Source organism: Bradyrhizobium sp. Ce-3, assembly GCF_022835695.1.
Taxonomy (GTDB): Bacteria; Pseudomonadota; Alphaproteobacteria; order Rhizobiales; family Xanthobacteraceae; genus Bradyrhizobium.
In genome coordinates, this window is record NZ_BQUV01000001.1 from 586,611 (window position 1) to 596,676 (window position 10,066).

Below are 10,066 nucleotides of genomic sequence, written 5' to 3' on the forward strand. Positions count from 1 at the left end.
ATCCGCTTCGACCTCCCCTCCGGCTTGCACGTCGCGCGCATGGGTGTGGAGCTGCTGCACGACCGGTTTGTGGGGCATCGAGAGACGCCACATGAGGTTCAACCTGGCGATCCTGAGCGTGCTGGCTGCAAGACCCGAGCAGCGCATCCCGCTCGATGAGGTCAGCCGCGAAGTCAAGCGCATGATCGCGGCGGGCGATGCAGCCACCAGATTGAAGCGATCGTCCGAGCTTGGCGAGGCCGACGTCTTCCAGTCCGGATGGGCTTCGATCAATGAGGCCGGACTGCAGATCACGGAGAGCGGGCTCGCGCTCTGGAGCTCGCTCGAAGCCTCCCGCGCCGAACAGGAACGCATCGGGCAGGAGCTCGGCGAGCAGGAACTCGGCGATCAGGAGCACAGCGAACCACAGGCCGAGCGCCTGGCGCCCGTCGCCGCCGAGACAACAGATGCGACCGGCGATGCCGTCGGCGAGCGGGCCGGCGCGATTGATCGGCAATTCCCGCGCGTGATGGATGAGGAGCCTGGCGATCGCATCATCGCGAGCGCAAGCCGCTCGACCGCGCCACCCGAGTTGCCGGCGCCTGCCCCGATCGTGCTCGGGCCGGCGTTCGGCTCGATCCGGGAGACCGACCGAAACGCGTCGCTGTTCGCGCGACTTGCGGAGCGCCTCGGCACCGGCATGCCGGGATTTGCCCGGGCGCGGCGGCGGCGTCGCGCGCAGGACGCGCCGGATCGGAAGACGAGCAGCGGCTTTGGAATGCCGGGGCTGGCGGTCGCCTTCCTCGGCCTGATCTCGGTCGTTGCCTGCGTTGCCGCGGCGATCGCGCTTGGTCAGAACTCGTCGTTGAAATCTGAGATCGTCACGCTGCGCCGGGAATTCGTGCCGCTGCGGGAGCGCCTCGCCAAACTCGAACAGGACGCGGCGAAGCGCGAAGCCGCGCAACAGGAAGAAGCGCGAGACAAGGCTGAGGCGGAAAAGAGAGCGGCGATCAGCGAGCAGTCCGCACTCAACCTCTCGCGAGAAGAGATTCAATTGATCAGGGAGTACATCAAGGCCGCGCCTTCGGTCGGCGCGGCCGCCGCGCCGCCGGTCAACGTCGGCGATCCCGTCACCGGCGGAATGATTCCGTTACCATCACCGCTGACCGAAAAAGTTTCACGGCTCGTCGGTGCGAGATTTGCCATCCGCAACGGCGCCATCATCATCAGCACGCGCAACAGCCGCCGCGTCGACGCCGTGCTGATGCCGAACTAGGTCGGCGCGAGCCCCAGCGATGCTTTCGAGGCGTGGCAGGCGGCCGTTGGACACGGCGTGATCGGGCGGTAACCACAACGGCGAGCGGTTTCCACAATACGCCCGTTGATGGTATCCTCGGGTGTTTTCAAGCGTACCATTGCCAAGCTTTTCTGCTTTCCGTTGCCGGCCATTTTTAACCTTAATTTGGCACCGCGTGCCGCAAGCATTTTCAGAACGCCATGCATCTTGATGACCAGGTCAATCTTCGGGCGATATCCGCACCGGCCTTGCGTTTCGCACCCGCGATATATCCAGCGGCGCTTTTCCTTTCGGCGCTGCTGCTGTTCTCGATCGAACCGATGTTTGCAAAGATGGTGCTGCCGCGGCTCGGCGGCGCGGCAGCCATCTGGTCCGTCGCCATGGTGTTCTTCCAGACGGCATTGCTGCTGGGCTATGCCTACGCGCACCTGCTCAGCCGCGCGCTGTCGCCGGGACCATCCGCCCTCGTCCATCTCGGCCTGCTGGCGATCGCCGCCATCACGCTGCCGGTCAGCATCGCCCACGGCTTCGAGGCCGCGCCGCAGCAGGGACTCGAATTCTGGCTGCTGGCATTGTTCGCGGCATCGATCGGGCTGCCGTTTGTCGCGCTCGCCGCGACCGCCCCGCTGTTGCAGAACTGGTTCGCCGCAAGCGGCCACCCGCAGGCTGCCAATCCTTATTTGCTGTATGCGGCCTCCAATCTCGGATCGTTCACGGGGTTGCTGACCTATCCTTTCGTGGTCGAACCGCTGTTTACGCTGCACACCCAGATCAGGATCTGGTCGCTCGGCTATTTTGTTCTGACCGGGCTGATCGTGGCTGCGGCGGTGGTCGTCGCCGGCGCCGGCAAATCCACCATCAGCCGGGCGAGCGCGGACACGGCCGCCGCTCCGACGATCGCCGACCGCGCGATGTGGACGGTGCTCGCTGCGATTCCCGCCGGGCTCGTGGTCGCCGTCACGGCGGCGATCTCGGTCGACCTCGCGGCAGCGCCGTTCCTCTGGGTGTTGCCGCTGTCACTCTACCTTCTGACCTTCGTGGCGATCTTCCGCGAGCGTGCCTGGGTGGCACATGGGCGCGTGTTGAAGCTGGTGCCGTTCGCCGCGGTCGCCCTCGTCGCAACCGCATCGATGGTGGTTCGGCCGTATATCGGCGTCCTGCTTGCGATCCATCTCGCGAGCTTTCTGGTGATCGCGCTCGCCTGTCATGGCGAGCTCTATCGCCGGCGGCCGCAGCCGGCGCGCCTGACGGAATTCTACCTGTGGACCTCGTTCGGCGGCATGATCGGCGGCCTGTTCGCCGGGTTGATCGCAGCGCACATCTTCAACGGCATCGCCGAGTACCCGATCCTGGTGCTGGCCGCGCTGCTGGCCATGCCCGGCGCGTTTGCCGGCGGCCTCGACCGGTTCCTGCGGCAGAGTGGCCCAGGTCTGGCATTGGCCGCGTTGATCCTCGGCATCATGTGGCTACACGTCCGCATGCCGGCCCACGCCGCGATGCCGATCGAGATCACACTGATTGTCCTCGCCGGCGTCCTGGTGCTGGTGCGCCGGCAACCGGCCGTGTTCTTCGGCCTTGCGGTGCTCGCCTTCGCGATCGCGAGGCTCGATCCGCTGTTCACGCCGATCGAGCAGGTTCGCAGCTTCTTCGGCGTGCATCGCGTGGTCGAGGACCGCTCCGGGCAATTTCGCCTGCTGGTGCATGGAACGACCCTGCATGGCGCGGAACGGGTGCGCAATGCCGATGGGACGCCAGTCAGCGGCCGTCCCGAGCCGACCACCTACTACTATTTCGGCGGACCGATCAGCGCCGCGATTGCCGCGGCCCGCACCACGCAGGGACGGCTGGCAAACGTCGCCGTCGTTGGGCTCGGCACCGGCAGCCTTGCCTGCCATCGCCACGACGGCGAGGCCTGGACATACTTCGAGCTCGATCCGCAGGTGGTCCGCATCGCACGCGATCCGGCGCTGTTCCGCTTCCTCGGGGAATGCGGAGCTGATATCCCCATCGTGCTCGGAGATGCGCGGCTGACGCTGACGGCATCAGCGGAGCGTTACGACCTGATCGTGCTCGACGCGTTCTCCTCCGACTCCATTCCCGTGCACCTGCTGACGCGCGAGGCGTTTGCCGGATATCTGTCGCACCTCACGGACCACGGCATCATTGTCCTGCACATCTCGAACCGGCACCTGGCGCTGCGCGCACCGGCGGCCGCGGTCGGCGTTGCCGAAGGTCTGGTCGCTTTTGCCAAAGCGCAGCTGCCGCCTGACATGACCGACAACGACATGCGCAGCGCGTCGGACGTGGTCGTGTTTGCCCGGGACGAAAAGGATCTCGGCGACCTGCCCACGCAGGGCTGGACGCGCGTCGACCCCGGCTCGCGGGCGGTGTGGACCGACGACTATGCCGACATCCTCAGCGCAGTTCTCGACGCCAAGCTCGGACGCTGGCTCGGGCGCTGACGAACGAGCCTGCCCCGTGAGGCCATCTTCGCTCGAAACGCTCTACGGCTGATTGTTCGGCGGCCGCTCGATGAACTTGCGGCTGCCGTTGAGCAGCTCGAGATTGTTGGCGATCACGGGGTTGCCGGGATCGAGCGAATACGCCTTCTCGAACTTCCGCCGCGCGCCGCTCAGATTGCCGCGCAGCATCAGCGAATAGCCCTGGTCGTTGAGGATCTGGACGGTCTCGCCGCCGATCCGGATCGCCTGCGCATAGGCCTGATCGGCAAGATCGAAGCGGCGGATCTTGTCGTAGCTCGCCGCGAGCCCGACCCAGGCCGTGACGTCCTTCGGCGATTTCTCGACCGCATCCTTGAAATAGCGCTGCGCGATTCCGTAATTGCCGCGGTTGTAGTGCTCGAGCCCCAGCCGCACCGGCTCGTCGGAGGGATAGTATTTGACGTCGGTCGGCTCCTGCACGGGGTCGCCACCGGGCGGATCCACGGGAGCGACGATCGCGGCTTCCCGCGTCGTGTAGTCGCAGGCGCCGAGGCCCACCGCCAGCCAGCAACAGAGCAACGCTGGTGCGAGACGATGTAATCGTCGCCCCGTTTCCCTAGTCCAGCGCATCTCTTGCCCCATTCGAAACACCATCGCGAAACTACCTACGAAAAACAGACGGCACGACCGAAACACCGAGGTCAGTACCAGAATCTCACGTCGTCACTTCCCTTCCGAGGTCCAGCTCCGGCATCCGCCCACCCCGCAAGGATCGAGACATCGAGATCCCACGGGCAGATGCCCAGGAGGCTGTGACCTTTCAGCCGATTACCTGCCAGGGCCCCCTACGCCGACGGCCACCGATCCGCCGGTCCCCGCGCCCAATCCGGTCGTGTTGACATTCTGAATCGTCGTGACAGGCGGCGGCTGGCCCATCGCCTTGGTCGGATCACCCATGTCGGGCAGTTGATCCAACGGCCGCTGCTGGCTGCCGTAACGCTTCACAGCCTCGCCCGTGCGCCGCGCATCATACGCGATCCGGCGGTCGCCGACATAGGACGGCCATGGGTGGATCGTGTGGGTGACGGCGTTGACGTCCTTGGCGTTGCCGGCACTCATCGTGATGGTGTCGGAACGCTGGACGTAACGGTCCATCTCGTCATGACCGGCAACGCCGTAGCAGCCGCCGAGCAGGAAGGGAGCGAGCAAAGCCAGATATCGGATGGTCATCTCTCGCCTCCTCTAGTTCAGGGTCTTCACGACCGGCTGGTTCGCACCAACGGCAGCCGGTGGCGGAACAGGCACGACCGCGTCGGGCGCGATGATGTGGCCATAGGGCCCCTTCACGTCGCCGCCGGAATTGACATAGTCGTTGTAGCGTTTGCGAACTTCCATCTGACCATTGAGGAAGAAATCGACGTCGTTGGCCGGCAGGCGGGAGTCGAGCGGCGATGCCAGTTGCTGGCCGGGCGCCGCCGGCGCGACCAGGCGCGGCGTTACGATGATGACGAGGTCGGTTTCCTGCTGCTGGTAGGACTTGCTGCTGAACAGCGTTCCAATCACCGGCACCGAGCCGATCCACGGCAATTGCGAAACGTCCTGCCGGTTGCGGGTCTGCAAGAGGCCGGCGATGGCAAAGCTCTGGCCGTCGCGCAATTCGACCGTGGTACGCGCGTCGCGGCGGGTCAATGCCGGGATCGTCGTGCCGGCGACGGTCACTGCGTTGGAGAAATCGAGCTCGCTGACCGAGGGCTCGACGCGGAGGTTGATCACGCCGCGCGAGAGCACGGTGGGCACGAACGCCAGCTCGACGCCGAATTTCTTGAACTCGATGGTAATGGTAGGAACCAGGCCAGCGGTGCCCGCCGTCGAAGCCACCGGCACCGGGAACTCGCCGCCGGCCAGGAAGCGCGCGGCATCTCCGGACAGCGTGGTCAAGTTCGGCTCCGCCAATCGGCGAGCCAATCCCTTGGTTTCCAGCGCCGAGATCAATAAGTCCACCGAGCCGCCATTGCTGGTTCGGACGATGCTGGTCAAAAGGCTTCCGAACGGGAGCGGAGCTACACCGCCCGCGGTGCCAGCAAGCGTGCCCAATGTTCCGAGGATGGGCAGGCTGCCGGTGGGAGGAGAGCCGACGTTGCCGTTGACGCCGCCAATGGGTGCCCGCCCCACGGCCCCCGGCACAGCACCACCAAGGCCTGTATTCGCAACATTGGTGCCGTTGGCGTTCGCCGCATAAAGGTTGACGCCCAGATCGCGCCCGGCGTCGCGGTTGACCTCGAGGAAGCGCACCTCGAGCATCACCTGCTGTGGCGCCGCGACGCTCATCGCGTTGACGACGATGGCGTCCTTGGGAATGCTGCCCTGGGCAATCGTCATCGCCCGCTCCGCGGCGACCGCATCGGCGGCCGTTCCGCTCAGCACCACCTGGCCCTCGGAGGCGGACACGCGAATGCCGCGCGTGCCGGTGCCGGCCTGGATGTTCTGCTGCAGATTGCCGATATCGAGCGTGACCTCGACATCGAGAATGCCGATCTGCTTCATCCCGCTGTCGAACAGGATGACGTTGGTGGTGCCAGTCCTCTTGCCCTGGACGTAGATCAGATGGTCGCTCAACGACTTCACGTCGGCGATCTCAGGCGAACCCGCAACGATCGACGAAAACGCCGAGTCGACCCTGAAGGTGCGTGACTTGTTGACGATCACCCTGACACGCTGGACGTCGCTCATCTCGCTGACGAACACGCCGCTGGATGATGGCGCCCGCCGGTCCGCGGCAGCGGCGGGATCGACGGAATGAAACAGGGCGATCGCAGCGCCGAACGCCATCGCGCTCAAGGCGACCAGCCCAAGTCCCGCATCAATCGAAACGCGACTTCCCATCATGCCAATCCCCTTCGCCGCGTTTCCGCGACGATCCCCGTAAATCTACGGCACCGACGTCCCGATCACTCCCGTTCGTCCATCACGCCGTAGAGCTTACAGACTGTCCGACTACAAATAGTTACTTGCGAATTTCCATTCCCTGGCGCGCCGAGCGAAAGCAAAACCAACTCGCTCCGGACGCCCCACACGCCAGGCCGCAAATAGCGGCTTGGTGATCATCCCCCGCGACGCGCCTTGATTGCAAGGAGAGAGCCCCGCCGCCCCGTCCCAACCCCGGAGAAAACTCTTCGATGTTGCCACCGCGCACCACTTCCCTAGCCCGCTTGGGCTATTTGGCGGCGGTCCAGCGGGCCGCGGCCGATCCTGCGGCGAGCGGTCGCGGGACAGCCTCCAACCAGCTACCATGAATCGAGCACCCTCAGTATGGAATACTGGTGGACGCGCCCGGCGCCTTGAACGTCGTGCCCATATCGGCATCGGCATGTTGAAGCTTGGCTGACGCCCCGCCACGATAAGCGCAGATTCCCCACAAGCACGCACCACTTTTCTGCGCCCGTGCGGGTGCAGCATTACTCGACCAAACGCGGTCAGTACGGCAGATTGACCGTTACCGTCAGAGTACCCGGATAGGAAAAAAGCGACGACATCACTGGTTTGAATCCCGTCACCGATACTGTGATGACACGTGGCTGGGACACGGTGGTATCAGTTGGGACAGTTGTAATCGTCGGCGCATTCAGGCTGCCCCAGAACAAGGCTGGAGCGACAGACTTCTTCTGATCGGAGGAAAACGGATCAGACGGACACGCTACAGTTTGCCCCTGCTTGGCGATCAGCGGAGAATAGCAAATGGTCTGCGATCGTATCGCCTCGTCGGCAAGGTTACTCACTGAGTACCAAACCAGCGCGTAGCGCGACAAATCAAAGATGCCGAATATGAACAGAAGAATCGTAAACAGGACGAGCGTGAACTCCAACGCCATTGCACCTTTGCGATCGTGAATGAGCTGGAACATGGTCATCAGTTCGTCAGCATCACGACGCGGGCTTGCGCGACGACGTTGTTGAGAATGGTGTTGCTGCATCCGGACATGTCCATTGATGAATTGCCGCCAAAGTCCAAGACTTTTGCCACCACCACCATGCAGCCAGTGAGACCGGCGCCGCCTCTGAACGTCAGATGTGCATAGGGAAAATAGACTGCGCCGTTGAAATTCGATGTGTACTGGCCGGTGAATTTGATGTCAGGGGTTTTCGACGCGGTTTTGCCCTCCATATCAAAAATCAGCACGCCATTCATATCGCTCAAGGTGCCCCCGGTGCCCGCCGTCATAGTGATGGCACCGCCTCCGGAGAACCCTCCAGACCCGATAATGATGTTGACCCCCGTGCCATTCAGCGGGCCATTCACCGTCAACTGCTTGAACATGTACAGACCGGGAGCCAATGTCACTCCCGCAGATGGCACAGTATACGCGCCCTGCCATGACGAAGATGGACTCGGCGTCCCTGTCACTGCAGGGAGCGAGGCAGGCTCGGTTGGCACAACACCACCATTCATAAGATGATCGAGCGCTGGTGGGAGGGCAATCGCCGCCCCTGTGTCGTAGCCGTACCACTTGACCTTTCCACTGAGATCGCACTTGTTGGCGTTGCCGGTGCAATCACCCTGAACACTAAGGCTCCATTGACTAGGGCTGCCCTGGAATGGATTCTGCCCTGGCGGGGGTGGGGCGAACGTCCCGTTCGACGCAAGACCGCACCCGCCGGAAAAGTTGAAGTTGCCACTCATGTCCAACGAATTGAGGCCGAGGATACAGTACCCCGGCTTCTGTTGAATCTGGGCAGTTGCTGTGGCCTGAATCTTGACGGCACCTGATGGTACAAACCATTGGGCAAGGATTGGGGTCTGATACTGCGTGACAACCGCAGTAACCGTAGCACCGGTGCCGGCACCCGAAGAAGTAATGCAGACATTCTGACCGCTTTTTGCCGACGAGCCACAGCCGCCACCGTTCGCAAAGCCATTTGAGGTAGCGAAAGCTTGACCAGCGGTAACGGCTCCAGCTGTGTCGTTGACGACCAGCGCCGTTGCGCCTGCGATGGCGGCAGTATCAGCGGCATTCTGAGCTTGTCTACGAATCGAGTACCAGGAACCAACCTCGGTGCCCAAGCTGACCATGCCGAGCAATGGCACCATGGCGACCGTCATGAACCATGCCGTTGCGCCGCGGCGATCATTCCATAGGTGCTTCATCATTGAGGAGGCCATTGGAGCCGCTCCGCGTAACCGATGTTCCCGCCAGTCAAGGATTTGATGACGAATGGCTTCAGCTTGACGACCGCTCCCATCCAGACGTACTTCGGCGTCGAGGGATCCGACATATTGGCGGTGGTGCATGCCGCGCCGGCCGCCGCCCCCACTGTCGGCGGCGTCCCGCATGACACCGTAACGTTGATCTGGTTTTCGACCGTCGGGAAAGCAGTCCCGATCTTTACGGTGAACGTCCCTACCGTCGAAGGAAGAGCCGGCCAAGTAGCCGCGTTCGTCAGGTCTGGTGGCGGATTGTACTGGACGAATGCACCAAGGTCGCGCATCCCCTGTTTGACCTGCATAAAGCGGAGTGCGCCGACCGCCACGTCACCTATCGGAATCAACAGAGCGAAGAACAGAAATCCGGCGATCAAGACGAACTCAAGTGCCGCAACGCCACGCCTGTCAGCCAGGAGGTCACGCAAAGTGCGTAACTCCGTTCCAGTACTAGATCGTTGCGGCGCGACACACATGTTCTTAGCTATCCGGGCCATTCATGGACGCTCACCAGACGTAAGGAATCAATCTCCAGCGCGAGGCTTCGTAGCTGGAGTATTCGGGAAGCGTGCGCCGAAGCACGTCCTCCTCGTAATGAATTCGCCAAACCTGGATGCCTATGTGCAGGATCAGCAGCGCCACCGTCATCCAGCTCAGATGCTGCAGCACGACGCCAAGGAACACGATCTCTTCCGACAGATAGAGCGGATGCTTGATCCATCGGTACGGACCGGTTTGCACCACCGAGCGCGCCTGCGGCACCAGGCTGAACGACCGACCGAGATGCCGGATGGTGACGAGGATCATGATCAAGCCGGCGAGCACGCAGATCGTTGACAGAAGGTTCGGCAGTGCGCCTTCGGTCCTGTCGAAGAACGTGATCGTCCACGGCCAGTAGGTGCCGACGAACGCCGCAATTCTCGGCAGCAGGCCTTCGGCCTGCGCCTTTGCCGGCGCCCGGATCAGGATCAAGAGCGCCAACGTCAGGTAGAACACCGCGGTACAAAAGCTCGCGACCAGCGACGGCCAAGGCTCGCCACCCGATGACCCCAGCTTGTGGGTCACGGTGAGCCCCAAAAGGAGGAACCAGGCGCTGCCCAGGAATCGGGTCATCCGATCGTAAGCCAGGCTCGTTTGAACAGTCATTGCACT

At 63.1% G+C, this 10,066-nt stretch carries 9 protein-coding genes; 2 read left to right on the plus strand and 7 right to left on the minus strand.

Going from position 1 to position 10,066, the window contains the following annotated elements; all coding sequences use genetic code 11:
• Positions 1 to 91: 91 nt before the first annotated feature.
• Both BRSPCE3_RS02860 and BRSPCE3_RS02865 read left to right on the plus strand, forming a co-directional pair.
• On the plus strand, positions 92 to 1,255 hold the full coding sequence (locus BRSPCE3_RS02860; protein ID WP_244064149.1) for a hypothetical protein: 1,164 nt from the start codon (positions 92 to 94) through the stop codon (positions 1,253 to 1,255).
• Between the two features lie 341 nt (positions 1,256 to 1,596).
• On the plus strand, positions 1,597 to 3,738 hold the full coding sequence (locus BRSPCE3_RS02865) for a fused MFS/spermidine synthase (protein ID WP_244064150.1): 2,142 nt from the start codon (positions 1,597 to 1,599) through the stop codon (positions 3,736 to 3,738).
• 42 nt (positions 3,739 to 3,780) lie between these two features.
• On the opposite strand, the gene BRSPCE3_RS02870 is transcribed toward BRSPCE3_RS02865, so the two are convergent.
• From BRSPCE3_RS02870 to BRSPCE3_RS02900, 7 genes are all read right to left on the minus strand, one after another.
• Entirely contained in the window at positions 3,781 to 4,296 is a 516-nt protein-coding gene (locus BRSPCE3_RS02870) for a tetratricopeptide repeat protein (protein ID WP_244064151.1), read from the minus strand.
• A 249-nt stretch (positions 4,297 to 4,545) separates the two neighbouring features.
• Positions 4,546 to 4,947: a hypothetical protein gene (locus tag BRSPCE3_RS02875; RefSeq protein ID WP_244064152.1), complete on the minus strand. Its 402-nt coding sequence runs from the start codon at positions 4,945 to 4,947 to the stop codon at positions 4,546 to 4,548.
• A 12-nt stretch (positions 4,948 to 4,959) separates the two neighbouring features.
• A complete protein-coding gene (locus BRSPCE3_RS02880; protein ID WP_244064153.1) occupies positions 4,960 to 6,603 on the minus strand; it encodes a type II and III secretion system protein family protein in 1,644 nt (547 codons plus the stop codon).
• Positions 6,604 to 7,190: 587 nt separating this feature from the next.
• The gene (locus BRSPCE3_RS02885; RefSeq protein WP_244064154.1) at positions 7,191 to 7,625 is read right to left on the minus strand and encodes a TadE/TadG family type IV pilus assembly protein; all 435 of its coding nucleotides are present in this window, start codon (positions 7,623 to 7,625) and stop codon (positions 7,191 to 7,193) included.
• Positions 7,625 to 8,875, minus strand: a complete 1,251-nt coding sequence (locus BRSPCE3_RS02890; RefSeq protein ID WP_244064155.1) for a pilus assembly protein TadG-related protein — start codon at positions 8,873 to 8,875, stop codon at positions 7,625 to 7,627. Before BRSPCE3_RS02890 ends, BRSPCE3_RS02885 begins: the two co-directional genes overlap by 1 nt.
• Entirely contained in the window at positions 8,860 to 9,342 is a 483-nt protein-coding gene (locus tag BRSPCE3_RS02895; RefSeq protein WP_244064156.1) for a TadE/TadG family type IV pilus assembly protein, read from the minus strand. Before BRSPCE3_RS02895 ends, BRSPCE3_RS02890 begins: the two co-directional genes overlap by 16 nt.
• 79 nt (positions 9,343 to 9,421) lie before the next feature.
• The gene (locus BRSPCE3_RS02900; RefSeq protein ID WP_244064157.1) at positions 9,422 to 10,027 is read right to left on the minus strand and encodes an isoprenylcysteine carboxylmethyltransferase family protein; all 606 of its coding nucleotides are present in this window, start codon (positions 10,025 to 10,027) and stop codon (positions 9,422 to 9,424) included.
• Positions 10,028 to 10,066 lie beyond the last annotated feature (39 nt).